Source organism: Nocardioides sp. Z21_20, from assembly GCF_059766585.1.
This window is the reverse complement of the sequence record NZ_JCBAJX010000003.1, coordinates 203,971-225,982: the sequence shown is the minus strand read 5'-3', so window position 1 is coordinate 225,982 and position 22,012 is coordinate 203,971. Positions and strand designations below refer to the sequence as shown.

General features: G+C 72.2%; 22 protein-coding genes and 1 riboswitch. Of the genes, 13 read left to right on the top strand and 9 right to left on the bottom strand.

The window, feature by feature from the left end:
• Positions 1-236: 236 nt before the first annotated feature.
• From qcrB to ctaE, 4 genes are read right to left on the bottom strand one after another with little or no spacing between them, the layout of a single operon-like run.
• Positions 237-1,970, bottom strand: a complete 1,734-nt coding sequence (gene qcrB, locus AC6EH9_RS07575) for a cytochrome bc1 complex cytochrome b subunit (protein WP_498421896.1) — start codon at positions 1,968-1,970, stop codon at positions 237-239.
• A gap of 2 nt (positions 1,971-1,972) precedes the next feature.
• Positions 1,973-2,995, bottom strand: a complete 1,023-nt coding sequence (gene qcrA / locus AC6EH9_RS07570) for a cytochrome bc1 complex Rieske iron-sulfur subunit (RefSeq protein WP_498421895.1) — start codon at positions 2,993-2,995, stop codon at positions 1,973-1,975.
• Positions 2,992-3,861 (bottom strand): cytochrome bc1 complex diheme cytochrome c subunit, encoded by an 870-nt coding sequence (gene qcrC / locus AC6EH9_RS07565; RefSeq protein ID WP_498421894.1) that lies wholly within the window; start codon positions 3,859-3,861, stop codon positions 2,992-2,994. The genes qcrA and qcrC overlap by 4 nt, the downstream gene beginning before the upstream one ends.
• A 31-nt stretch (positions 3,862-3,892) precedes the next feature.
• The gene (gene ctaE / locus AC6EH9_RS07560; protein WP_498421893.1) at positions 3,893-4,540 is read right to left on the bottom strand and encodes an aa3-type cytochrome oxidase subunit III; all 648 of its coding nucleotides are present in this window, start codon (positions 4,538-4,540) and stop codon (positions 3,893-3,895) included.
• A gap of 65 nt (positions 4,541-4,605) precedes the next feature.
• On the opposite strand from ctaE, the gene AC6EH9_RS07555 reads away from it, so the two are divergent.
• Genes AC6EH9_RS07555 through trpD form a run of 3 tightly spaced genes read left to right on the top strand, consistent with a single transcriptional unit; the run spans position 4,606 to position 7,016 of the window.
• Positions 4,606-5,544: a cytochrome c oxidase assembly protein gene (locus AC6EH9_RS07555; RefSeq protein WP_498421892.1), complete on the top strand. Its 939-nt coding sequence runs from the start codon at positions 4,606-4,608 to the stop codon at positions 5,542-5,544.
• A 21-nt stretch (positions 5,545-5,565) separates the two neighbouring features.
• A complete protein-coding gene (locus tag AC6EH9_RS07550; protein ID WP_498422262.1) occupies positions 5,566-5,973 on the top strand; it encodes an Rv3143 family two-component system response regulator in 408 nt (135 codons plus the stop codon).
• Positions 5,973-7,016 (top strand): anthranilate phosphoribosyltransferase, encoded by a 1,044-nt coding sequence (gene trpD, locus AC6EH9_RS07545; protein ID WP_498421891.1) that lies wholly within the window; start codon positions 5,973-5,975, stop codon positions 7,014-7,016. Before AC6EH9_RS07550 ends, trpD begins: the two co-directional genes overlap by 1 nt.
• A gap of 29 nt (positions 7,017-7,045) precedes the next feature.
• Here trpD and AC6EH9_RS07540 read toward each other — a convergent pair whose 3' ends face one another.
• The 3 genes from AC6EH9_RS07540 to AC6EH9_RS07530 are packed head-to-tail and all read right to left on the bottom strand — an operon-like array spanning position 7,046 to position 9,800.
• Complete coding sequence (locus AC6EH9_RS07540) at positions 7,046-7,678, bottom strand: hypothetical protein (protein WP_498421890.1); 633 nt, start codon at positions 7,676-7,678, stop codon at positions 7,046-7,048.
• Positions 7,679-7,704: 26 nt separating this feature from the next.
• A complete protein-coding gene (locus AC6EH9_RS07535; protein ID WP_498421889.1) occupies positions 7,705-7,983 on the bottom strand; it encodes an Lrp/AsnC family transcriptional regulator in 279 nt (92 codons plus the stop codon).
• Between the two features lie 35 nt (positions 7,984-8,018).
• A complete protein-coding gene (locus AC6EH9_RS07530; RefSeq protein ID WP_498421888.1) occupies positions 8,019-9,800 on the bottom strand; it encodes a DEDD exonuclease domain-containing protein in 1,782 nt (593 codons plus the stop codon).
• Between the two features lie 62 nt (positions 9,801-9,862).
• On the opposite strand from AC6EH9_RS07530, the gene AC6EH9_RS07525 reads away from it, so the two are divergent.
• The 5 genes from AC6EH9_RS07525 (at position 9,863) to AC6EH9_RS07505 (ending at position 15,391) form a co-directional block, all read left to right on the top strand.
• Positions 9,863-11,179 carry an NYN domain-containing protein gene (locus tag AC6EH9_RS07525; protein ID WP_498421887.1) on the top strand — a complete coding sequence of 439 codons (1,317 nt, stop codon included), beginning with the start codon at positions 9,863-9,865 and terminating at the stop codon, positions 11,177-11,179.
• A gap of 100 nt (positions 11,180-11,279) precedes the next feature.
• On the top strand, positions 11,280-11,486 hold the full coding sequence (locus tag AC6EH9_RS07520; protein WP_498421886.1) for a hypothetical protein: 207 nt from the start codon (positions 11,280-11,282) through the stop codon (positions 11,484-11,486).
• Positions 11,487-11,742: 256 nt separating this feature from the next.
• Positions 11,743-11,895: riboswitch (cyclic di-AMP (ydaO/yuaA leader) on the top strand.
• A 13-nt stretch (positions 11,896-11,908) separates the two neighbouring features.
• Positions 11,909-12,904 (top strand): C40 family peptidase, encoded by a 996-nt coding sequence (locus AC6EH9_RS07515; RefSeq protein WP_498421885.1) that lies wholly within the window; start codon positions 11,909-11,911, stop codon positions 12,902-12,904.
• 37 nt (positions 12,905-12,941) lie between these two features.
• Entirely contained in the window at positions 12,942-14,150 is a 1,209-nt protein-coding gene (locus AC6EH9_RS07510) for a hypothetical protein (RefSeq protein ID WP_498421884.1), read from the top strand.
• Positions 14,147-15,391 (top strand): M48 family metallopeptidase, encoded by a 1,245-nt coding sequence (locus tag AC6EH9_RS07505; protein WP_498421883.1) that lies wholly within the window; start codon positions 14,147-14,149, stop codon positions 15,389-15,391. The genes AC6EH9_RS07510 and AC6EH9_RS07505 overlap by 4 nt, the downstream gene beginning before the upstream one ends.
• A gap of 27 nt (positions 15,392-15,418) precedes the next feature.
• Here AC6EH9_RS07505 and AC6EH9_RS07500 read toward each other — a convergent pair whose 3' ends face one another.
• Entirely contained in the window at positions 15,419-17,209 is a 1,791-nt protein-coding gene (locus tag AC6EH9_RS07500) for an AMP-dependent synthetase/ligase (protein WP_498421882.1), read from the bottom strand.
• A gap of 190 nt (positions 17,210-17,399) precedes the next feature.
• On the opposite strand from AC6EH9_RS07500, the gene AC6EH9_RS07495 reads away from it, so the two are divergent.
• From AC6EH9_RS07495 to AC6EH9_RS07475, 5 genes are read left to right on the top strand one after another with little or no spacing between them, the layout of a single operon-like run.
• Positions 17,400-17,840, top strand: coding sequence for an SRPBCC family protein (locus AC6EH9_RS07495; RefSeq protein ID WP_498421881.1), 441 nt, complete (start codon positions 17,400-17,402; stop codon positions 17,838-17,840).
• 20 nt (positions 17,841-17,860) lie between these two features.
• Positions 17,861-19,030: an ArsA family ATPase gene (locus tag AC6EH9_RS07490; RefSeq protein ID WP_498421880.1), complete on the top strand. Its 1,170-nt coding sequence runs from the start codon at positions 17,861-17,863 to the stop codon at positions 19,028-19,030.
• The gene (locus AC6EH9_RS07485; protein WP_498422280.1) at positions 19,027-19,587 is read left to right on the top strand and encodes a hypothetical protein; all 561 of its coding nucleotides are present in this window, start codon (positions 19,027-19,029) and stop codon (positions 19,585-19,587) included. The genes AC6EH9_RS07490 and AC6EH9_RS07485 overlap by 4 nt, the downstream gene beginning before the upstream one ends.
• Positions 19,587-20,531, top strand: coding sequence for an ROK family glucokinase (locus tag AC6EH9_RS07480; protein WP_498421879.1), 945 nt, complete (start codon positions 19,587-19,589; stop codon positions 20,529-20,531). Before AC6EH9_RS07485 ends, AC6EH9_RS07480 begins: the two co-directional genes overlap by 1 nt.
• Positions 20,528-21,526: an ROK family protein gene (locus AC6EH9_RS07475; protein ID WP_498421878.1), complete on the top strand. Its 999-nt coding sequence runs from the start codon at positions 20,528-20,530 to the stop codon at positions 21,524-21,526. Before AC6EH9_RS07480 ends, AC6EH9_RS07475 begins: the two co-directional genes overlap by 4 nt.
• Positions 21,527-21,533: 7 nt before the next feature.
• Here AC6EH9_RS07475 and AC6EH9_RS07470 read toward each other — a convergent pair whose 3' ends face one another.
• Positions 21,534-21,983: a hypothetical protein gene (locus AC6EH9_RS07470; protein WP_498421877.1), complete on the bottom strand. Its 450-nt coding sequence runs from the start codon at positions 21,981-21,983 to the stop codon at positions 21,534-21,536.
• Positions 21,984-22,012: the final 29 nt, after the last annotated feature.

Sequence of the window (22,012 nt, the reverse complement as noted above, 5' to 3'; positions counted from 1 at the left end):
GCGCCATAGGGGACAGAACGGGCCTGCCTGCTCGACAGGCTCCATGGGCCCCGCTGCCGACGGCTTACCCCCACTCACGGCCCGTGAGCCGTCACTCGCGCCGGCAGGTACGGCGTGTCTGGTCGAGGGAGTGACGGGTCGCGGTGGGGGAGGGGTGGGGGGGTGGGGGTGGGTGGGGATGCAGAAGGGCCCCGGACGCTGGTGCGTCCGGGGCCCTTCTGTGGTGGAGCGGTGGATCAGTGCTTGCGGAGCTCCTCGCCCTTCACCGGGTGGTGGCCGTCGAACTGGTGGCCGTCGACCACGCGGTCCTCGTAGGGCGCCTCGAGCTCGTGCTCGTGGTCGACCTCGTGGTGCGCCGCCTCGAGCTCGGCCCGGGTCGGCTTCTGCACGTTGTCGGCGTACATCAGGCGGGAGAGCCGGCCCCGGAGCTTGTCGAAGCGCTTCGGGGGAGCGGCCACGCCGTTGGCGTCCGTGGTCGCACCGGGCACGTAGACCTCTTCGCGATCGCGGGCGGTCATCGTGTAGGTCCGCGCCACGTCGAGCGGCTCGTGACGCTCGGAGTAGCTGCCCTCGGGCGAGCGCATGATGATGCCGGTCTCGTAGCCGTGGAGCAGGTCCTCCTCGTCCTTGCGCTGCAGGGAGATGCACCAGCGGCGGGTGATCCAGAACGCGATGACCGGACCCAGGAAGACCATCACCCGCATGAAGTAGGTGATCTGGTTGATGCTCAGGTCCATCTTGATCGCGATGATGTCGTTGCCGCCGGCGGCCCAGAGCAGACCGTAGAAGGTCATCAGGGCGACCATCACCGCGGTGCGGGTCGGCGCGTTGCGCGGGCGCTGGAGCAGGTGGTGCTCGCGCTTGTCACCGGTGATCCACGCCTCCAGGAACGGCAGCAGGATCAGGATGACCAGCATCAGAACCGGGAGGATCAGGATCGGCAGCATGACGTTCCAGCTGAGCGTCACGCCCAGGAACTCCGACTCCCAGCCCGGGATGATCCGCAGCGCACCGTCGGGCCAGCCCATGTACCAGTCGGGCTGGGAGCCCGCGGTCACCTTGGACGGGTCGTAGGGGCCGTACTTCCAGACCGCGTTGATGGTGGTGGTCGCGCCCATCACGGCGATGACACCGAAGACGATGAAGAAGAAGCCGCCGGCCTTCGCCATGTAGACGGGCAGCATCGGGAAGCCGACCACGTTCTTCTCGGTACGGCCGGGGCCGGGCCACTGGGTGTGCTTGTGGTAGACGAGCAGCAGCATGTGGGCGGCGATCAGGGCCAGCAGCAGGCCCGGGATCAGCAGCACGTGCACGATGTAGAGCCGCGGGATGATCGCGTCACCGGGGAACTCGCCGTCGAACAGGAAGAACGACATGTAGGTGCCGACGATGGGCGCGGACTTCATGAACCCGTCGGCCGCCCGGACGCCGGTGCCGGAGAGCAGGTCGTCGGGCAGGGAGTAGCCGGTGAAGCCCTCGAGCGTGCCGAGCAGCAGCAGCAGGCAGCCGATCACCCAGTTGAGCTCACGGGGCTTGCGGTGCGCGCCGGTGAAGAACACGCGCAGCAGGTGGATCATCATCGACGCCACGAAGATCGTGGCCGCCCAGTGGTGCATCTGGCGCATCAGCAGGCCGCCGCGGACGTCGAAGGAGATGTCCAGGCTGGAGGCGAAAGCCTCCGACATGTGCAGGCCGCGCAGCTGGTCGTAGCTGCCCATGTACTCGACCTCGGCCATGCTGGGCCGGAACCACAGCGTCAGGAAGACGCCGGTGAGGAGCAGGACCACGAAGCTCCACAGGGCGATCTCGCCCAGCATGAAGGACCAGTGGTCGGGGAAGACCTTGCGGAGGTTCTTCTTGGCCATCCCGGCCAGGCCGAGACGCTCGTCGGCCCAGTTGGCGACCGCGGCGCCCTTGCCGGGCTTCTTGACGGTTGCCGCCGTAGTGGCGTTGGTCTTTGCGACGGACATGATCAGCCACGCTCCCAGAAGCTCGGGCCCACGGGCTCGGTGAAGTCGCTCTGCGCGATGAGGTAGCCCTCCGAGTCGACGGCGAGCGGCAGCTGCGGCAGCGGACGCGCCGCAGGTCCGAAGACCACCTTCGCGGAGTCGGCGAGGTCGAACGTGGACTGGTGACAGGGGCAGAGCAGGTGGTGGGTCTGCTGCTCGTAGAGCGAGATCGGGCAGCCCACGTGGGTGCAGATCTTCGAGTAGCACAGGATGCCCTCGACCGACCAGTTCTCCCGGCCGGGGCCGGGGATGATCTCGTCGGGCTCCATACGCACCAGGACGATCGACGCCTTGGCCTTGTGGACCTGCAGCTCGACGCCTTCGATGTGCTCGGTCCACAGCGCGATCGGCTGACCGTTGATCAGGTCGCCGATCTCCATGTCCGAGACCTTGATCGGGGTGCCGAGGACGTCGCGGGCGACGCGCATCCCCTTGTCCCAGATCGTGTGGTAGAGGCTGTCACCGGGCAGCGGGCCGAGGTCGCGAAGCGCGACGACGGCCGGGATGCCGAGCATGCCCAGCGCACCCAGCAGGGTGTTGCGCACCAGCGGGCGGCGGCCGATGCCGGACTCCTCGAGCCCGTCACTGAGCGCCTGGAGCGTGGCGGCGCGGTCCTCCTCGGAGGAGGCGGCCGGGTGACGCATCTCGACCATCTCGTGGTCGGCCATGAGCTTGCGGGCCCACTGGATGATGCCGATGCCGATACCCAGCAGGGCGCCGGCCAGGGTCAGGCCCAGGGCGAGCGTCGAGGCGCCCATCCCCAGGAACGTGGTGGGGTCCTCGCCGATGTCGATGGTGAAGTAGGCGACGACGAACAGGATGGCGCAGATCATCGAGAAGACGAACAGTGCAGCCACCTGGCGCTCGGCGCGCTTCTCGGCCCGGGGGTCGACGTCGGTCGGGCGCCACTGGTGTGGCGGTAGACCGGGGTCGGCGATCGGGTCCGGGGCCGGGACGGCCGGAAGGGTTTCGTCGTGGGTGCTCACGATGCCAGCTTGTCCTTCTTAGAGCGGGTGGTGTGGGCAGCGATCCAGACGGCGAAGGCGACCAGGCCACCGATACCGAAGATCCAACCGAAGAGGCCCTCGGTCACGGGACCGAGCGAGCCCAGGGTGAAGCCGCCGTAGTTGGGCTCTGCCTCGAGGGACTTGAGGTAGGCGATGACGTCGCGCTTGTCCTCGGGGGCGAGGTTGCCGTTGGAGAAGACCGGCATCTGGGTCGGCCCGGTGAGCATGGCCTCGTAGATGTGCTTCTCGTCCACGCCGGACAGCTTCGGCGCGTACTTGCCGCGGGGCATCGCCCCGCCGGCGCCGGCATAGTTGTGGCAGGCGGTGCAGTTGGTCAGGAAGATCTGGCCGCCGTTGACGATCGCGGCTTCGCGCTCGTCGTCGGTGAGGCCCTCGATGCTGTAGTCGGCCTCGTCGGGGATGTCCGGTCCGACGCCGAGGGAGGCGACGTAGGCGGACAGGGCCTCGCGCTCCTCGTCGTTGTACACGGCCGGCTTGGCAGGTGCCTGGACGCCCGGCTGCACCAGCGGCATCCGGCCGGTGCCGACCTGGAAGTCGACGGCGGCGGCGCCCACGCCCACCAGGGACGGGCCGATCTGGTTGCCGTTCTGGGTGAGGATGCCCTCGCCGTTCTTGCCGTGGCAGTAGGCACAGCCCACCAGGAAGAGCTCGCGCCCCTCCTCGACCAGTGCTGGGTCGGCCTCGGCCTTCTCCGCCTGAGCGGGGGAGAACGCGGTATACAGCCCACCGGTGAGCACCAGTCCGAGCAGCATGACGATCAGGCCCGCCAGACGACCGCGGCGATGCCGCGAGATTCGTCCGACTGAGCGGTTCAAGAGACGCACATTGAGTCCTAGCTTGAGCAGGGTCGGGCTGTTACTTGATCAGGTAGATGGTCGCGAACAGACCGATCCACACCACGTCCACGAAGTGCCAGTAGTACGACACGACGATCGCGCTCACGGCCTGCTCGTGGGTGAACTTGCGGGCCAGGTAGGTCCGCCCGAGCACCAGGAGGAAGGCGAAGAGTCCGGCGGTCACGTGGATGCCGTGGAAGCCGGTCGTGAGGTAGAACATCGAGCCGTAGGCCGAGTCCTGGATCGTGATGCCCTCGTGGATGAGCTCGGCGTACTCCGTCGCCTGGCCGGCGATGAAGATCGCGCCCATGATGAAGGTCAGCGCGAACCACTCGCGCAGACCCCAGCCCTTGACGTTGAGGAGACCACCGGTGCGCCCGACCTGACCGCGCTCGGCCGCGAAGACGCCGAGCTGGCAGGCCACGGAGGACAGGACCAGGATCGTGGTGTTGGCCGCGGCGAACGGGATGTTCAGCGCGTCGGTGTTCTGCTGCCAGAGCTCCGGGCTGACCGAGCGGATCGTGAAGTACGCCGCGAAGAGCGCGGCGAAGAACATCAGGTCGCTCGCGAGCCAGATGATCGTGCCGACGCTGACCATGCTCGGTCGGTCGAGGTGCCCGTGCAGCCGGGATGCCGGAATCGCTGTTGCTGTCGCCACGCGGAGCATTATGTCCTGACTAGGACCGAAGGGCACCCCACCCCCCTGTCTTTAGGCGTCATAAACTTCACAGCGTGGTGTTCACAGCGTGGCAAGCGAGTCCGAATCTGCCGGAGTTCACCCTAGGGCGGATCTTCACCGAGTGGGGGATCGATCCCTTCCTCTTCGTGGCGACCGTGTGGGTGGCCGGTCTCTACCTGGTCGGGGTCTCGGTGCTGCGGCGCCGCGGGGACAAGTGGCCGTTGGGGCGCACGCTCGCCTTCGTGGTCGGCGGGATGGGCTCGTTCTACGTCGCCACCCAGTCCGGGATCGGCGCCTACGACACCACCCTGCTCAGCGTGCACATGGTCCAGCACATGGTGCTCTCGATGGTGGTGCCGCTGTTCCTCGCGCTCGGCGCCCCGGTCACCCTCGCCCTGCGCACCCTCCCGTCGCGGCCGCGTCGCTGGCTGCTGGCGGTGCTGCACTCGCGGGTGGCGAAGGTGCTGTCCTTCGCGCCGCTGGCGTTCTTCCTCTACGTCGCCTCGCCGTGGGCCCTCTACTTCACCGGGTGGTACGACGCGAGCCTGCGCTCGACGTACGTGCACGAGATGATGCACGTCCACCTGGTGCTCGTCGGCGCGCTGTTCTTCTGGCCCCTGATGGGCATCGACCCGGTGCCCGGTCGGGTCTCGGAGCCGTTCCGGCTGGTGCTCACGTTCCTCACGCTGCCCTTCCACGCCTTCCTCGGCGTCACGATCATGGCGCAGGAGGCGCTGATCGGCGCGGAGTGGTACGCCGCGCTGCGCGAGGGGCCGATGGGCTCGTGGCTGCCGGACGCGGCGGACGACCAGCACGTGGCGGGCGGGATCCTGTGGGCCTCGGGCGACCTGATCGGCCTGATCTTCTTCGGGGTCCTGTTCGTCCAGTGGGTGCGCTCCTCGGCGAAGGAGGCGGTCCGCGAGGACCGCAGGCTGGACCGGTTGGAGGCCCAGGAGAGAGCGCGCGCAACGGCGGCGGCAGGCGAGGGATAGCATCGGGGTGTGAGTGACACCATGCCGAAGTCCGCGCCGCTGAAGGTCCTCGTCTACAGCGACGACGTCAACACCCGCCAGCAGGTCATCCTGGCCCTCGGGCGGCGCCCGCACCCCGACCTCCCCGAGCTGGAGTACGTCGAGGTGGCCACGGAGCCGGTCGTCGTGCAGCAGATGGACGCCGGCGGCATCGCGCTCGCGATCCTCGACGGCGAGGCCGTGCCCGCCGGCGGGATGGGCATCGCCAAGCAGATGAAGGACGAGATCTTCGAGTGCCCCCCGATCCTGGTGCTGACCGGTCGCCCGCAGGACGCCTGGCTGGCCACCTGGTCGCGCGCGGAGGCGGCGGTGCCGCATCCCCTCGACCCGATCCAGCTGGCGCAGACCGTCGTCTCGCTGCTGCGCTCCCGCGTGCCCGCTCGCGCCTGATGGCGTCCGGCCACCGGCCGCTCGGCTGGTCCGACGTCCTGACCACCCTGGTCGCGGGGCAGGACCTGTCCCGCGAGCAGGCCGTCTGGGCGATGGGGGAGATCCTCGCCGGGGAGGCGTCGCCGGCCCAGATCGCCGGGTTCGCGGTTGCGCTGCGGGCCAAGGGCGAGACGGTCGACGAGGTGGCCGCGCTGGTCGAGGCCACGTTGGCGCAGGCCACGCGCATCGAGGTTCCGGGCCGGCTGCTCGACGTGGTGGGCACCGGCGGCGACCGCTCGTTCTCGGTGAACATCTCCTCGATGGCCGCGATCGTGGCCGCCGGCGCCGGTGCCCGCGTCGTCAAGCACGGCAGCCGCTCGGCCTCGTCGAAGTCCGGCAGCGCCGACGTCCTCGAGGCGCTCGGCATCCGGCTCGACCTGCCGCCCGCGCGGGTCGCGGCCGTGGCCGAGGAGGCCGGCATCACGTTCTGCTTCGCCGCGGCCTTCCACCCCGCCCTGCGCTACGCGGCGGTGCCGCGGCGCGAGCTGGGCATCGCCACCACCTTCAACATCCTGGGCCCGCTGATCAACCCCGCCGCCCCGGCCGCCCAGGCGATCGGCTGCGCGGATGAGCGGATGGCCCCGGTGATGGCCGGCGTGTTCGCCGCCCGCGGCGTCGACGCGTGGGTGGTGCGCGGCGACGACGGGCTCGACGAGCTCACCACGACCACGACCTCGCGGATCTGGCAGGTCCGCGACGGCGCGGTGCGCGAGGCGACGCTGGACCCGCGCGAGCTCGGCTTCACCCTGGTGCACGCCGACGCCCTGCGGGGCGGGGACACCGAGCACAACGCCGACGTCGTACGGCGGCTGCTGGCCGGTGAGCAGGGGCCGGTGCGCGAGGCCGTCGTGCTCAACGCCGGGGCGGCGCTGGCCGTGCACGAGGGCGCCGAGGGCGCCCCTCTCGACGTGCTCGGTGCCGGGATCGAGCGGGCCCGGGAGTCGCTGGACAGCGGCGCGGCCGGCGACGTGCTGGAGCGCTGGGTGGCGGCCTCCTCGGCCTGAGACCCCGGCGGCGCCGGCGCCCGCCTCGCTCAGAGGTTGAGCACGTAGGCGTCGCCGTCCGCGCGGAACCCGACGTCGAGCCGGTCGTAGTAGGGCTCGCTCATCTGCGGGTTGGTGACCACCTGGTGGTAGCCGCGGTCGCGGAGCTGGCCGCTGGGGCGCCAGACGAACTCCCCGGGGGAGAAGTCCCGGTAGCGCGGCGTCACGTAGTCGAGCAGCACGTGGGCGCGGTCGCCCTCCCCGCGCAGCAGCACCACCCCCACCGTCTCGTCGCCCTTCTGCACGAGGTAGGCGAGCCGGTCGGGCGCGCAGTGGTCCCAGACGAAGTCCGGCTGGTGCTTGAGGATGTCGGCGCCGTGCACCCGCAGCAGGTGGCGCAGGTACTCGTCCTCGGGAGCGACCTCGAGGACCGTGTAGGCCGTTTCGTCGTGCCGCTCGCGGCTCAGTTGGGCGATGAACCAGACGTTGATGACGCTGAGCACGACGTTCATGGCGACCATCGGCCAGATCTCGAGCAGCCCGTTGAAGACGATCAGCGTCAGGCAGGCGACGAGGTTGAGGATGCGGAAGCGGAGCACCCGGGCCTGCAGCAGCGACAGGACCAGCAGGGCGGAGCCGCTCCAACCGAGGACGTCCAACCAGTGCGCGCAGAGCCAGGTCACGGCTGCAGGCTACTGCTGCGAGGCCCTCAGTCGAGGCCCAATGCGAATGCTGCCTCGAGGTCGTGGTTGGAGTAGGCACGGAAGGCGATGTGGGTCTCGGTCGCGGTCACCCCGTCGACCTTGTTCAGCCGATCGGCGACCACGGCGGCGACGTCCTCGTGGTTGCGCACCCGGACCAGCGCGATGAGGTCGATCTGCCCGGTGACGGAGTAGACCTCGCTCACGCCGTCCAGGGCGGCGATCGCCTCGGCAACCTCGGGGATGCGGGAGACGTCGGCCTTCACGAAGACGATGGCGGTGATCATGGGGACACGTTAGCGCCGCCACCACCCGTCGTCGCTCAGCGCACGGGCTGGTGCACCGGGGCCAGCGCGCGTCGCTCCTCGAAGGGGACCAGGGTGAGCTTGGACTGGTGCACGGCGTCGTGCAGCGCCAGGTGGCGGGTGGCGCCCTGCACCGGGCAGCTCCACTCGCCGTCGACCTCGACCAGGCGCACGCCCGGCGACTCCAGCCAGCGCAGGATCCGCTCGGTCTCCTCGGCGGACGCGGCGGGCACCGGGCCGAGGCCCGGGGGCACCGTCTCTGCGCTGGCGCGCAGCTCGGCGACGTACTGGTGGGCGTCGGCGCCCGGGGGGATCACCCCGGCGGTGCCCAGCCGGCCGTGCCGTACGACGTGCACCGCCCACCGGCCGTCGTCCTCGCGCCGGGCGGCCACCACCTCGGCGCAGCGGGTCAGGGCGCTGAGCCGCTGCGTCCGGGCGGCGGCGCGGATGAAGGCCGCCAGCCGGTCGCGGTGGGCGCCCGCCTCCTCGAAGCGCTCGTCGAGGGCCAGGGCGCTCATCCGGGCGTTGATCGCCTCGACCACCTCGTCGGGTCGGCGCAGCAGGGTGTCGCGCAGCCGGCCGACCACGGCGCCGTACGCGTGCTCGTCGACACTGCCGTCGCACGGCGCCAGGCACTTGCCCATCTCGGCCAGCACGCACGCCGAGCGGGACGGCAGACGCGGCAGCCGGCCACCGCACTGACGCACGGGGAACGTGTCGTGCAGCGCGGAGAGGCACTTCTCGGCCGTCTTGCGCGAGGAGAACGGGCCCAGGTAGTCGGCCTCGTCGTCGAGCACCCGGCGCACCAACGACAGCCGCGGCCACGTCTCGCGGGTCAGCTTCAGGAAGTGCACCTTCTCGGGGAAGCGCGAGCGGCGGTTGTAGCGCGGCTTGTGCTCCGCGATCAGCCGCAGCTCGCGGACCTCCGCCTCGAGCGGGGTCGCGCACTCGAGGCCGGTGACGGTGGCGGCCAGGTTGACCATCTCGCCCATCCGCGACCGCGTCTCGGAGGCGGTGAAGTAGGAGCGGACCCGGGTCCGCAGGTCGCGGGAGGTCCCGACGTAGAGCACCTGGGAGCGCTCGTCACGGAAGAGGTACACGCCCGGGGCGTGGGGCAGGGCCTCGGCCAGGTGGCGCTTCTTGCGCTGGGCGGTGCTGACCCGCGAGGAGAAGGTCTGCAGCTCCTCCAGGGTGTGCACGCCGAGCCCGCCGAGCCGCTCCATCAGCCCGTGCAGCACGTCGACGGTGGCGCGGGCGTCGGACAGGGCGCGGTGGTTGGGGGTCGTCGAGGCCCCGAACAGCACCGCGAGGGACGACAGCTTGCAGTTGGGCGCGTCGTCGCGGGTGATCACCCGCCGTGCCAGCCGGGCGGTGTCCAGCACCTCGAAGGCCGGCCAGGCCCGCCCCTGGGCGGCCGCGAAGTGCTTGAGGAAGCCGACGTCGAACGGCGCGTTGTGGGCGACCAGGACGCAGCCGGCCGCGAACTCGAGGAAGGCGGGCAGCGCGGAGTCGATGGCGGGCGCGTCGGCGACCATCGAGTTGCTGATGCCGGTCAGCACCGCGATGAACGGGGGGATCGCGGTGTGCGGGTTGACCAGGGTCTGGAACTCGCCGAGGACCTCGCCGCCCCGGACCTTGACCGCGCCGATCTCGGTGATCATCGAGCCGCCGGCGGCGGAGCCGCCGGTGGTCTCGAGGTCCACCACGCAGAAGGTGAGGTCGCGCAACGGTCGGCCCAGCTCGTCGAAGCTGCGTTGAGACTCCCAGCGGCTGGTCGCACTCTGAACGGCACTGCTCATGGCGGTGACGCTAGAGGCGGCCACCGACAATGCGGGTCAGGACGCGCGCATAGGGTGGCCGTGTGACCCAGGCCCCGCATCTGCCCGGCGTGCTGCGAGCCCGCGTCGTCGCGCTCGCGGCACAGGTGCTGCCCGAGGTCACCACGCTGCCGCCCGCCCTGCGCAAGGTCGCGGCCTTCGCCCCGCAGCGCCGGGCCAGGCTGGGAGCGACGGCGATCGAGCGGGCGCTCGGCGACGACGCCTTCAGGACCGCGGTGGCCACCCAGCTCGCCGCCGTGTCGCCGCTGGCCGCGGCGGTGCGGGCCGGGCAGACGGGGGCGCACGACGGCGGCGACCGCGACGGCGACGACGTGGAGGTCGGGGCGCTCATCTGGCTGCTGCGGCCGGCGGGGTGGTGCGAGCAGCTCGAGGAGGTCGTGGGACGTCTGGAGCAGCGCGCGGAGGCCCTCGCCGAGCAGCGGGAGTCGGCGGCCCTGGCGCAGCTGGCGCGCAGCCTCGAGGACGCCGAGGCGCTCAACCGCGAGCTGCGCGCCGAGCACCGGCGCACGGTCGAGGAGCTGAAAGCGGAGAACGCGTCGTTGCGGCGCAAACTGGGGGAGTCCCGGCTTGCGGAGCGCAGGGCCCGCGAGAGCGTGGCCGCGGCGAGCAACGAGGTCGCGGGCGCCTCGGCCCGGGTGGAGTCGGTGGTCTCGGCCGCGGAGGCCGAGAACCGGCGACTGCGTCGGCGCATCGAGGAGCTCGAGGGCGCGCTGGCCGCCGCGCGTCGCGCCGGCCGCGACGCGCAGGAGAGCGCCACCCTGCGGGCCCGGGTGCTGCTGGACACCCTGCTGGACTCCGCGCACGGGCTGCGCCGCGAGCTGGGCCTGCCCACCGCCTCGGGCTCTCCCGGCGAGCGGCTGGAGGCGGAGCTCGCCGCGGACGGGCAGCGGGGAGCGGCGCCGATCCCGGCGGCTCCGGCGCCGACCCCGGCGCTGCTCGAGCAGCTGTTGGCCATGCCCCGCGCCCGGCTCATCGTCGACGGCTACAACGTGAGCAAGAGCGCCTGGCCCGACTCCTCGCTGGACGCGCAGCGAGCGCGGCTGCTGAAGGCTCTCGCCCCCGTCGCCGCCCGTGGTGGCGCGGAGACCACGGTCGTCTTCGACGCCGCCTCCTCGACCACGCGGCCGCCCGCCACCGCGCCGCGGGGCGTGAAGGTGCTGTTCAGCCCGGTGGGGGTGATCGCCGACGACGTGATCCGCGACCTGGTGGCGGCCGAGCCGGGCGGCCGGGTGGTGGTGGTGGTCTCCAGCGACCGGGAGGTGGCCCGCGACGCCGCGCGCAACGGCGCCCGGCCGGTGCCCGCGGAGGTCCTGGTGCAGCTGCTGACCCGACAGCAGTAGAGGTCCCGGGGCGCCCGCGGGGCGTTCGTACGCCGGCGCGACACGCCGGGGGAGGCGGCTGGGGGCCGCATTGTCGGTGGCCCCTGCGAGCGTCCCCGACATGACGACACGAATCGACTGCGACGACTGCCAGGTGCGGGGGCTGCACTGTCACGACTGCGTGGTGACGGTGCTGCTCGGGCCGCCCCCGGAGCTGGAGTTCGACGACGACGAGCAGCGTGCCCTCGGCATCCTCGCGCAGGGAGGCCTGGTGCCGCCGTTGCGGATGGTGCGGCCGGCCACCGGCCCCCAGGTCGAGTCCGCGTGAGACGCCACACGCGTGGGCCCGAGCCGGCGAGGTGGCGACGGCCACTGCGGCGGGCGCGCCCGGGCGGTCAGGCGGCGCGTTGACCGGGTGGGTGGCCCGGGTGGACCGGCCAGCTGGACCGGACAAGTGGGCGGAATCACGTTTGGGTTGTGGTGGACGGTTTGCCGCTGCCGCGACGGCGCACTAACGTGAGCCGCTGGTGCCCGTGGAAGCAGATCAGACCGATCTGCGCGGGCGCCGCGCCGAGTTCGGGGCTGTTCAGCTCACGCTGAGAAGCTCCGGAGCCGGGGAACCACGTTTCCCCTGGGGTGAATCCATCGCAAGGCGCGCGCACGTGCGCGTGGAGCGGTGGTAGGGCAGTCGTGCCCGAATCCGTCAGCTCACCCGGTAGGCGTACGACACGCAAGGGAGAACGCCCGCTCGTGCTTCACGGCCGGAAGCGACTCATCAGTGCCCTCACGGGCATCACAGCCATCATCGCGGTCGGGCTGGTCCCCGCCACCCCCTCCTACGCCGAACCGGACCTCGACACCGTCAAGGAGCGCGTCGACCGGCTCTACCACGAGGCCGAGCAGGCCTCGGAGCGCTACAACGACGCCAAGATCGAGCTGGCCGAGCTGACCAAGGACCTCGACTCGCTCAAGGCCGACGAGAAGCGCCAGGCCAAGGACCTCGCGGGCGTGCGCGAGCAGGTCCAGGAGTCGGTCGTGCGTCAGTACCAGGGTGAGTCGATCTCCACCGTGGGCCAGGTCGTCGTCTCCGAGGACCCCGAGTCGTTCCTCTCCCAGCTCTCGACCATGTCGACGTTCAACGACATGCAGACCGGCCTCTTCGACGACTACTCCACCGAGCTCGAGGCCCTCGACATCCGCCGCGAGGCCACCGAGGAGCGCGTCGAGGACATCGACGCCACCAAGAAGCGCCTCGGCAAGGAGAAGGCGGCGATCGACGCCAAGGTCGAGCAGGCGGAGAAGCTGCTCAACGAGCTCGAGGCCGAGGAGCGCGAGCGGCTGACGCGGACGGCCTCGCGCAGCGAGACCCGGCTGCCCGCTGACGCTCCCGCGGCCTCCGGTCGCGCGGGCGCGGCCATCCAGTACGCCATGGCGCAGGTGGGCGACGCCTACGTCTACGGTGCCGCCGGCCCCGACGCGTTCGACTGCTCGGGACTGACGATGATGGCCTGGGCGCAGGCCGGGGTCGGTCTCCCGCACTCCTCCAGCGGCCAGTCCGGCTCGGGCACGCGGGTCTCCTCCGACGACCTGCAGCCCGGTGACCTGGTGTTCTACTACAGCCCGATCAGCCACGTCGGGATGTACATCGGCAACGGCCAGATCGTGCACGCCGCCAACCCGGGCTCGGGTGTGACGGTCGCGGGCGTCTTCTCGATGCCCTTCTCCGGCGCGGTTCGCCCTGGCTGACCCCGTCTCGTCGAAGGCCGGCCGTCCACTTCGGTGGATGGTCGGCCTTTCGCTGTCCCTGGCACTGCTCGCCGCCCTGGTCGTCGCGTTGCTGCGCGACGACGCGTACGTCGCCGATCCCGGTGCCTCCCCGGCCCCCACGGTGAGCGCCGGAGCCGCCGCGAAGGCGCTCGCCGACCTGGTCGACGCCGTACGCGCGGGCGATCCGGAGGCGGCGGCCTCGCTGGCCGGTGCCGAGGACGCGGCCGCGGCGCCGCTGCTGCGGGCGGTCGTCGCCAACGCCGAGGCCCTCGACGTCACCGACTTCTCGCTGCGCTACGTGGACGAGACCGACACCTCGGGCGTCGACGGGGCCTGGTCGGCCGCCGTCGCGGCGACCTGGCGCTTCCGCGGCTTCGACCGGACGCCGGCCCGGGCCGAGATCGTGGTGGACTTCCGGGCCGAGGGCCCCGGCGTCGAGGTCACCGGCATCGGCGGTGAGCAGGGCCGCTCGCCGCTGTGGCTCACCGAGGAGCTCGAGGTGCGTCGCAGCCCCACCACGCTGGTGCTGGTGGCCGGGACCCCGGATCGGGCCGACGCCTACGCGCGGCGCGCAGTGCGCTCGGTCGCCGTGGTCGGGGCGGTGCTGCCCCGGTGGCGTCCGCGGCTGGTGGTCGAGGTTCCCCGCTCCGCGGACGCGCTGCACCGCAGCGTCGGTGCCCCCGAGGGCGCCTACGACGCGGTGGCGGCGGTGACCACCACCGTGGACGGGTCGCTCAGCCCGACGGCGCCCACCCACGTGTTCGTGAACCCCGACGTCTACGACAGGCTGCGCGGCCACGGCGCCCAGGTGGTGATGAGCCACGAGGCGGCGCACGTCGCCACCGGCGCCGCCACCTCCGCGTCGTTGCCGCTGTGGCTGCTCGAGGGGTTCGCCGACCACGTCGCCCTGCGCGACGTCGGGCTGCCGCTGACCACGACGGCCGCTCAGATCGTCGAGCAGGTACGCCGCGACGGCCCGCCCGCGGCGCTGCCGGGGGTCGAGGAGTTCGACACCGGCGCCACCCACCTCGGCGCCTCCTACGAGAGCGCCTGGCTGGCCTGCGAGGTCGTCGCCGACGTCGCCGGCGAGACGGCGCTGGTCAGCCTGTACCAGCGGGTCTCCGAGGGCGAGCCGCTGGCCCGGGTGCTGCGGCAGGAGACCGGTCTCGAGGTGGGCGAGCTGACCCGGCTGTGGCAGGCGCGTCTCACGGACCTGGCCCGATGACGCGCAGCGAGCGTGGCGTGGGCGTGGCGACGCTGCTCGTCGGCGGTGTCGCGTTCGTGGCCCTGGCCGCCGTGCTGGTGCCCTGGGACGCGGGTGGAGGCGGCGCCGTGTCGGCGCAGGAGGCGTTCAGCGCCGACCAGATCGCGCGGGGGGAGGAGTTCGCCCGCGGATCGCGGCTGCTGAGCTGGTCCTCGCTCGCGGTGTCGCTGCTGGTCTCGGCGGTGCTGGGCTTCACCCGGCTCGGCCGTGCGCTGATGGCGCGGATCCCCGGAGCCTGGTGGCTGCGGGTGGTGCTCGGCACTGCGGTGGTGCTGCTGATCGGGCGGCTGGTGACGCTGCCGTTCGGGCTCGCCCTGCTCGAGCGCCGGCGCTCCTACGGGCTCTCCTCGCAGAGCTGGGCCGGGTACGCCGTCGACGTGGCACGCAACGAGGCGGTCAGCGTGGTGGTCACCTCGGTGGTGCTGCTCGTGCTGGTGGGCAGCGCCCGGCGCTGGCGCCGTGCCTGGCCGGCCGTCGCGGGCGTCGTGCTCGCGGCGTTCGTGATGCTGGGCTCGTTCGTCTACCCGGTGCTGGTGGAGCCGCTGAGCAACGACTTCGCGCCGCTCCCCGACGGGGAGCTGCGCACCGCGGTCCTCGAGGTCGCCCAGCGTGAGGGCGTCGACGTCGACGAGGTGCTGGTCGCCGACGCCTCGCGGCGCACCACGACGCTGAACGCCTACGTCTCCGGTCTGGGCAGCACCCGGCGGGTGGTGCTCTACGACAACCTGGTCGACGACGTGCCCCAGGAGGAGGTTCTCGCGGTCGTCGCCCACGAGCTCGCCCACGCCGAGCACCACGACGTGCTGGTGGGCTCGACGCTGGGCGCTGTGGGCGTGCTCGTCGCCGTGGGCCTGCTGGGGGCGCTGCTGGGCTCGGGCGCCCGGTCCGACCCGGGGTCCGGCGCACGGCGCGGCAGCCGGGTCGCGGACCCGGCGGTGGTGCCGCTGGTGCTGGCGCTGGTCGCGGTGGGCACGCTGCTGGCCAGCCCGGTGGAGAGCACGATCAGCCGGAAGATCGAGACCCGCGCCGACGTGGTGGCCCTGGAGGCCACCGGCGACCGCTCCAGCTTCGTGGAGATGCAGCGTCGGCTGGCGCTGCGCTCGCTGTCCGATCCGACGCCGCCGGCCTGGTCGCAGTTCTGGTTCGGCACCCACCCCACGGTGCTGGAGCGGATCGCACTGGCCGACCGGGTCGGCGACTGAGTCGCCTGCCCGGCCGACCGGCGAGGCTCAGGGCACGTAGAGCGCGGCGACCTCGTCGCGGAACTCGCGCATCACCACGTTGCGCTTGAGCTTCATGCTGGCGGTGAGCTGCCCGCCCTCCTCGGTCCAGTCCTGCGCGATGATCCGGAACTTGCGGATCGCCTCGGCTTTGGAGACCGCCTTGTTGGCGTCGTCGACCGAGTGCTGGATCGCGGCGCGCAGGTCGGGGTCGTCGACGTTGTCGGCGATCTTGGCGGACTTGCCGTGGTGCTCGGCCCACATCGGGAACACGTCGGGGTCGATCGTGACGAGCGCGGCGATGAAGGGCTGGCCGTCACCGACGACCATCACCTGGTCGATCAGGTGGTGCGAGCGCATCCGGTCCTCGAGGACGGCCGGGGCGACGTTCTTGCCCCCGGCGGTCACGATGATCTCCTTCTTGCGCCCGGTGATCCGGATGAAGCCCTCATCGTCGACCTCGCCCACGTCACCGGTGTGGAACCAGCCGTCGCTCTCCATCGCCTCGGCGGTGGCCTCCTCGTTGCGCCAGTACCCGGCCATCACCTGGCCGCCCTTGAACAGCAGCTCGCCGTCCTCGGCGACCCGCACCGACGTCCCGGGGAGGGGGCGTCCCACGGTGCCGATCTTCTGCTGGACGGGCAGGTTCGCGGCCAGCGCGGCGGTGGTCTCGGTGAGCCCGTAGCCCTCGCAGACGATCAGGCCGATGCCGCGGTAGAAGTGGCCCAGCCGCTCGCCGAGCGGGGCGCCGCCGGAGACGGCGTACTTGCAGCGTCCGCCGAGCGCCGCGCGCAGCTTGGCGTAGACGAGCCTGCTGAAGAGGGCGTGGCGTGCCCGCAGCAGCGGGGAGGGACCGCGCTTGCGGTCCAGGGCGCGCGAGTAGGCGATCGCGGTGGCCGCGGCCATGTCGAAGATCCGGCCCTTGCCGTCGGCGGCGGCCTTCTGGGAGGCGGAGTTGAAGACCTTCTCGAAGACCCGCGGGACGGCCAGGATGAACGTCGGGTGGAACTCGCCCAGGTCGTCGACGAGGTTGGCGATGTCCGCGCTGTGGCCCATCTTGACCCGTGCCTTGACGCAGCCGATCTGGATGATGCGCGCGAAGACGTGCGCCAGCGGGAGGAACAACAGCGTGGAAGCGCCCTCCTCGAAGACCTCGTCGAGCTCGTGCACCGCCACGCCCAGCTCGAACATGAAGTTGCCGTGGGTCAGCATGCAGCCCTTGGGGCGCCCGGTGGTCCCGGAGGTGTAGATCAGGGTGGCCAGGTCGAGCGGGGTCGCGTGCGTGCGACGGCTCTCCAGCTCGGCGTCGTCGATGTCGGCGCCGAGGCTCTTGAGCACGTCGACGGCGTTGTCCTCCAGCGACCAGAGGTGGTTGAGCTGGTCCAGCCCGCCGCGCACCTGCGCCACCCGGGCGACGTGGTCGGAGTTCTCCGCGACGATGCCGCGGGCGCCGGAGTCCGAGAGGATCCAGGAGACCTGCTCGGCCGAGGAGGTCTCGTAGATCGGCACCGTGACCGCGCCGGCGAACCAGATCGCGTAGTCCAGCAGCGTCCACTCGTAGCGGGTCTTGGAGAGCAGGGCGATCCGGTCGCCGATCTCGATGCCGGCGGCGATCAGACCCTTCGCGACCGCGCTGACGTCGGCGAGGAACTCGGCCGCGGTGACGTCAACCCATCCCTGAGCGGTGTTGCGGCTGAAGACGACGGCGTCGGCCGCCTCGCGGGCGTTGGCCACGACGTCGTCGGTGAGATTCCCCGTTTGGGGGATCTCGATGTTCAGGGGCGTGGAGAACTCACGCACGAATTGCCTCCTGGAAGTCACCGGGTGTTGCCCACGGGCGGTGGCGGACGGCAGTGTCATGAGCGTCGGCCCGAAGGGTCTGCTGCGCAGGCTACCGCTGCTCGTCATACCGGTGGTATCCGGTACGCTCGCAGGTCTTGATCACCTGCGGTGGCCGACGGGCCCACCGCTGAGCACCGGGAGTCTCACGATGGCCGAGCAGACCACGTCCACTCTCCTCATCGAGGCCACTCCCGGCGAGGTGATGGCAGTGATCGCGGACTTCGAGTCGTACCCCGCCTGGGCCAAGGGCGTGCAGAAGGCCGAGGTGGTGAAGCAGAGCCCCGGCGAGCGCGCCGAGGAGGTCTTCTTCGCCCTCGACGTGGCCCCGATCAAGGACGAGTACACGCTCTCCTACGTCTGGGACGGCGACCGTCAGGTCACCTGGACGCTGGTCGAGGGCAAGATGCTCAAGGCCCTCGACGGCGCGTACGTGCTGCGCGACCTCGGTGACGGCACGACCGAGGTCACCTACCGGCTCTCCCTCGACGTCACCATCCCGCTGATCGGCATGCTCAAGCGCAAGGGGGAGAAGATCCTCATCGACACGGCGCTCAAGGGGCTCAAGAAGCGCGTCGAGCAGGGAGGCTGACCCCCGGGTCAGGTGCCAGGGTGCGCATACTTCTCTTCACCGGCAAGGGTGGGGTCGGCAAGTCCACCGTGGCGTCCGGTACCGCCGCGCTCGCCGCGGCCCAGGGCAGTCGCACCCTGGTCCTCTCCACCGACGCCGCCCACTCCCTGGCCGACGCCTTCGGCGCCAGTGTCGGGTCCGAGCCCACCGAGGTCGCCGAGAACCTCTTCGTGCAGCAGATCGACGCGCAGCTGCGCTTCGAGCAGTCGTGGGCCGAGATCCAGACCTATCTGCTGACCGTCCTCGACGTGGCCGGGGTGGACCGGGTGGCCGCCGAGGAGCTGACGGTGATCCCGGGCGCCGAGGAGGTGCTCGCGCTGCTCGAGCTGCGCCTGCACGCCCGGTCGGGGAAGTGGGACGTGATCGTCATCGACTGTGCGCCGACCGCAGAGACGCTGCGGCTGCTGGCTCTCCCTGAGGCGCTCGGCTGGTACATGGAGCGGGTGCTGCCGATGGAGCGCCGGGTGGTCAAGGCGCTGCGCCCGGTGCTCAACCGGGCCGCGGGCGTGCCGATGCCCGGCGACACCGTCTTCGACGCCGTCGAGCGGCTGCACGACGAGCTGCTGGAGGTCCACGAGCTGCTGTCCGGCCCCGAGGCCAGCGTCCGGTTGGTGCTGACCCCCGAGAGCGTGGTGCTCGCCGAGGCCCGCCGCTCCTACACGTCGCTGTCGCTGTTCGGCTACCGCGTGGACGGCGTCGTGGCCAACCGGATCTTCCCGGCCGAGGGGGCCGACGCCTGGCGCACGGGCTGGGTCCAGGCCCAGGACGCCGTGCTGGAGCAGGTCGAGGAGTCCTTCGCGGGGCTGCCGGTGTGGCGCTCGGTCTACCGCAGCGAGGAGCCGGTGGGCGTCGCGGCGCTGACCCGGCTGGCCGCTGAGGTGTACGGCGAGGACGACCCGTTCGCCGCTCCCTTGGGAGAGGGCCCGTTCCGGATCGCCCGGGGGAGCAGTGGCGCCCTGCTGCGCCTGCGTCTGCCCTTCGTCACCCGCCCCGAGGTCGACCTGGCCCGCAACGGCGACGAGCTGGTGGTGACCGTCGGCTCCTACCGGCGCCTGCTGTCGCTGCCGGCGAGCCTGTCGCGGCTGCGCGTCGCGGGTGCCCGGGTCGTCGACGGCGAGCTCCAGGTGCGCTTCGAGGAGACCGAGCGGTGACCGGCCCGAACGGTACCGACGACCGGAGCCGCCCGGGCGACCCCGGCGCCGAGCAGATCGGCGGCGTCGCCGAGGAGGCGGCCAAGCTGATGGGTGCGCTCGCCGGATGGGCGCGCGAGCACGGCAGCGACCTGGGACACGGACTGGGCGACCTCGCCGGCCACGCCGGCGCAGCGGCCCGGCAGGCCGACGAGCACCTCGCCACCGGAGCGCGCGAGTGCAGCTGGTGCCCGGTCTGCCGCACGGTGCACGCGCTGCGCTCGCTCAGCCCGGAGGTCTGCGAGCACCTCTCGGTGGCGGCCTCCGCGCTGCTGCAGGCGGCCGGGGGCGTGCTGGCGACGGTGATGGCGGACGCGCGCGAGGGACGCCGGGAGCCCGACGTCGAGCGCATCGACCTCCAGGACGACTGGTCCGGGGACGACTGGCCCGAGGACGACTGGTCCGAGGACGAGTGGCCCGAGGACGACTGGTCGACCGACGGCTCCGGATCGGGCAGCGGATCAGTGAAGGACGAGCCCGCTACCGGGGCTCCCGAGCACGAAGGGCCGGTCGGCTGATGGCACTGGCATGCGGCATCGACGTCGGCGGCACCAAGATCGCCGGCGGGGTCGTCGACGAGCAGGGGCGGGTGCTGGCCGAGGCCCGCGTCGAATCGCCGGCGACCGACACCCAGGCCATCGAGGAGGCCATCGAGGTGCTCGTGGGCCGTCTGCGCCGCGAGCACGCGGTCCAGACCGTGGGCGTGGGCGCGGCCGGCTTCATCGACCGGACCCGCTCGACGGTCCTGTTCGCCCCGAACCTCGCCTGGCGCGACGAGAACCTCCGCCTCGACCTCGAGAAGCGGCTCGACCTGCCGGTCGTGGTCGAGAACGACGCCAACGCGGCCGCCTGGGGCGAGTTCGCCTTCGGTGCCGCGGCCGACGTCGACGACCTGGCGCTGGTCACCGTCGGCACGGGCGTGGGCGGCGGCATCGTCATCGACGGCAACCTGGTCCGCGGGGCCTTCGGCGTGGCGGCTGAGATCGGTCACGTCCGGCTGGTGCCGGGAGGCCGGCCGTGCGGCTGCGGCAACCTCGGCTGCTGGGAGCAGTACGCCAGCGGCAGTGCGCTGGTGCGCAACGCCCGGGAGGGCGCCGAGCACGGAGACCCCGCCGCCGCCCCGCTCCTGGAGCGTGCCTCGGGCCGCGTCGAGCAGATCACCGGGCCGCTGGTGACCACCGCGGCCCGCGCCGGAGACCCGTACGCGATCGAGCAGCTGCGCGAGATCGGGCGCTGGCTCGGCGAGGGCCTGGCCACGCTCGCGGCCGTGCTCGACCCGTCGGTGGTGGTGGTCGGCGGCGGTGTCTCCGAGGCCGGCGAGCTGCTGCTGGAGCCCGCCCGGGAGGCCTTCCGTGCCCACCTCACCGGTGGCGGGCACCGTCCGGTTCTCGACATCCGGCGAGCCTCGTTGGGCAACACCGCCGGCCTGATCGGCGCCGCCGACCTGTCTCGGCGCGCGTGAGCCCCGCACCACCCGCGCCGGTCTGGATCGGCGTCGACGTCGGCGGCACCAAGGTGCTGGCCGGGGTCGTCGACGAGAGCGGCCGGGTGCTGCGCACGGCCCGGCGCTCCACGCCCGGGCGGCGCGTCTCCGTCGGGCTGGTCGAGGAGAGCCTGGTGGAGGCGGTCCTCGAGGCGGCGGCGGGGGCGCCGCTCGCCGGGGTCGGTGTCGCCGCGGCCGGGTTCGTCGACCGCGAGGGCGAGCGGGTCGTCTTCGCCCCGCACCTGCCCTGGCAGGGCGAGGAGGTCCGCTCCCGGCTGGCTCGGCGGTGGGGTGTCCCGGTGCTGCTGGACAACGACGCCAACGCGGCCGCCTGGGCGGAGTGGACCTACGGCGCGGCCCGCGGGAACGGCGACACCGTGCTGGTCACCCTGGGCACCGGGATCGGGGGAGCGCTGGTCCTGGGCGGGCGGGTGCACCGGGGGCGCAACGGGATGGCCGGCGAGTTCGGCCACATGCAGCTGGTGCCCGACGGCAGAGCGTGCGAGTGCGGGGGGCGTGGCTGCTGGGAGCAGTACGCCAGCGGCAACGCCCTGGTCCGGTTCGTCCGCGCCCGGATGGTCGACGAGCCGACCTCGCTGCGCGAGAGCTGCGCGGGAGATCCCTCATTGCTGACCGGTCCGATGGTCACCCGGGCCGCGGCCCAGGGGGACCCGGTGGCGCTCCAGGGGTTCGCCTCGGTGGGTGCCTGGCTGGGCGTGGGACTCGCCAACCTGGTCGCCGCGCTCGACCCGGACCGCGTGGTCGTCGGCGGCGGCGTCTCCGCGGCCGGCGAGCTGCTGCTGGCCCCGGCGCGCGCCGCGCTGGCCGGCTCGCTCGTGGCACACGGACACCGCGTCGTGCCCTCCGTCGAGGCAGCGCTGCTCGGCCCGCAGGCGGGCATGGTCGGGGCCGCGGACCTGGTCCGCCGTGCCCACGCGGCGAACGGCGTCGCGGCGTCGCCGCCCTCTCGCTGAGGGGCCCTCAGAGCACCGCGCCATCGTCGAAGGGGTCCTGGCGGTCGCGCGGCATGTGGACCACGAGGTAGGCGAACCCGGCCACGAAGGCCCCCACCAGCAGGTAGCCCAGCCAGGCCGGCAGCGAGACGCCGGCGATCAGGCAGATCAGCAGCAGGGTCGGACTGCCCAGCAGCCCCAGCCACGACACCAGCCGTGGCAGTGGCACGTGCGGGATCGGCGGCGGGGGCGGCGGGACGAAGGCGTCGTCGTCGCGGTAGCCACTCTCGAGCATCTCCTCGGCCGCGTCCTCGGGGTGCTCGGCGGGGAAGTCCCCGGGGCCGGCCGCCACCGGTGCGGCGGGCTCGGGGGCGGGCTGGGACTGGGAGTCGGGCTGGGGCTCGGCGTCGATATCCGCGCGCTCGCCGAAGTTCTCCACGATCGCGCGCCAGGCGTCATCCTCGCTCTGCCGGTTCACCCCCTCGACCTTACGCCAGTGTCCCAGCG

Bases quoted from the DNA above. Each gene is read 5' to 3' on its own strand.
- AC6EH9_RS07510 (WP_498421884.1), top strand. From the start codon at position 12,942: ATGGTCGGCCTTTCGCTGTCCCTGGCACTGCTCGCCGCCCTGGTCGTC.
- qcrB (WP_498421896.1), bottom strand. From the start codon at position 1,970: ATGTCCGTCGCAAAGACCAACGCCACTACGGCGGCAACCGTCAAGAAG.
- AC6EH9_RS07530 (WP_498421888.1), bottom strand. From the start codon at position 9,800: ATGAGCAGTGCCGTTCAGAGTGCGACCAGCCGCTGGGAGTCTCAACGC.
- AC6EH9_RS07520 (WP_498421886.1), top strand. From the start codon at position 11,280: ATGACGACACGAATCGACTGCGACGACTGCCAGGTGCGGGGGCTGCAC.
- trpD (WP_498421891.1), top strand. From the start codon at position 5,973: ATGGCGTCCGGCCACCGGCCGCTCGGCTGGTCCGACGTCCTGACCACC.
- AC6EH9_RS07505 (WP_498421883.1), top strand. From the start codon at position 14,147: ATGACGCGCAGCGAGCGTGGCGTGGGCGTGGCGACGCTGCTCGTCGGC.
- AC6EH9_RS07495 (WP_498421881.1), top strand. From the start codon at position 17,400: ATGGCCGAGCAGACCACGTCCACTCTCCTCATCGAGGCCACTCCCGGC.
- AC6EH9_RS07535 (WP_498421889.1), bottom strand. From the start codon at position 7,983: ATGATCACCGCCATCGTCTTCGTGAAGGCCGACGTCTCCCGCATCCCC.
- AC6EH9_RS07480 (WP_498421879.1), top strand. From the start codon at position 19,587: ATGGCACTGGCATGCGGCATCGACGTCGGCGGCACCAAGATCGCCGGC.
- ctaE (WP_498421893.1), bottom strand. From the start codon at position 4,540: ATGCTCCGCGTGGCGACAGCAACAGCGATTCCGGCATCCCGGCTGCAC.
- AC6EH9_RS07550 (WP_498422262.1), top strand. From the start codon at position 5,566: ATGCCGAAGTCCGCGCCGCTGAAGGTCCTCGTCTACAGCGACGACGTC.